Source organism: Sphingobium sp. (assembly GCF_003248505.1).
GTDB lineage: Bacteria > Pseudomonadota > Alphaproteobacteria > Sphingomonadales > Sphingomonadaceae > Sphingobium.
The window spans coordinates 1-1167 of the sequence record NZ_QFOA01000176.1 but is presented as its reverse complement, the minus strand read 5'-3'; the positions used below and the strand labels follow the sequence as shown (position 1 = coordinate 1167).

General features: G+C 58.0%; 2 protein-coding genes and 1 pseudogene. 2 read left to right on the top strand and 1 reads right to left on the bottom strand.

The annotated features are described in order from the left end of the window. Window positions 1-215: hypothetical protein (locus tag DI606_RS20220; protein ID WP_293985813.1), on the bottom strand; the 215-nt coding region annotated here is incomplete at its 3' end. 31 nt (window positions 216-246) lie between these two features. On the opposite strand from DI606_RS20220, the gene DI606_RS20215 reads away from it, so the two are divergent. After that, the gene (locus DI606_RS20215; RefSeq protein WP_293985812.1) at window positions 247-813 is read left to right on the top strand and encodes a TetR/AcrR family transcriptional regulator; all 567 of its coding nucleotides are present in this window, start codon (window positions 247-249) and stop codon (window positions 811-813) included. 147 nt (window positions 814-960) lie between these two features. Next, a pseudogene (locus tag DI606_RS20210) lies at window positions 961-1167 on the top strand (LLM class flavin-dependent oxidoreductase); the annotation flags it as partial.

Sequence of the window (1167 nt, the reverse complement as noted above, 5' to 3'; positions counted from 1 at the left end):
AGATAGCTCTGCCACTGATGCTCGATTTCTTTGGCCTTCTCCGGATCAAGGCTTTTATGACCAATGTACATCGGTCCCTCGAGACTGGCGACCGCTAGGCCGTCGCGGCTCTCTTCCGATCCAGACATCGTGCCAGCAAACGCCAGAAGGGATTTTCGACCGCCAAACCCTTTTCGATTAGGCTGGTTAGAAACAACTGGAACGGTTACGGACAATATTGTCCGGATAAGACGAATGGAATTGGGTGTGCGCAGAGATGCCAAAGATCGGCGTGAGCGGATTATCGCGGCGGCGGCGACGATATTCGCAAGGCACGGATATGCCGTGGCGCTTGATGCGATCGCTGCGGAGGCTTCCGTCGGCCGTACTACGCTCTACCGGAATTTTGCCGATCGATACGCGCTCGCTCTTGCGGTTATGGAACGTCGCATCGAGGATGTCGCAGCAATAGCGGACGAACATCACGACCGGCCCGACACCTTTCTCCTGATGGTCAGGAAGATGTGCGAGAGCCGTACCGATTACGCAGCGTTGGCCAACGCAGTAGCCATCCAGCATGGCGCCGAAGGTCGCCAGGCAATCGCCGTGCTGCGCGCTCGCATGGAGGGGGTCTGCTCCGTTCCGATCGCACGCGCCCAGCGTGCCGGCCTCATTCGATCCGACTTCGCTATCACCGAAGTTCACCGCCTCACCATGATGCTGGCGGCCGGCGCGACGGAATGGGATCAGGACGATCGCGATCGCGAATTCGATCGCGCCCTGCGCCTCGTCATGGAAGGGCTGCAGCCACCCACGGCCGCGCGGAAAAAATAAATCATCAACATTGATGTTGACGAATCGCTTAATAAGCGGTCATTTGTGTCCGGTAACGACGAGAGCTGCTGTGAAAGGCTGCCAGTAACCCTGCCCTGACGTCTGCTTTCCATGCGCGTCAGGCCCCCGGCACAGGAGAGATGCGTGATGAAGTGCGGATTGTTCCGCACCCCCTACAACCAGCCTCAGCGGACGCCGAAGCAGATCTTCGACTGGTCCATCGAACTGGCGCAGATATGCGACAAGGCGGGTTTTTCTGACTTTCTGGTGGGTGAGCATTATACGCTTGCCCTGGAAAATATTCCCATGCCCGAGGCGATCATCGCATCTGCCGCGATGGTGACGGAAAAGCTC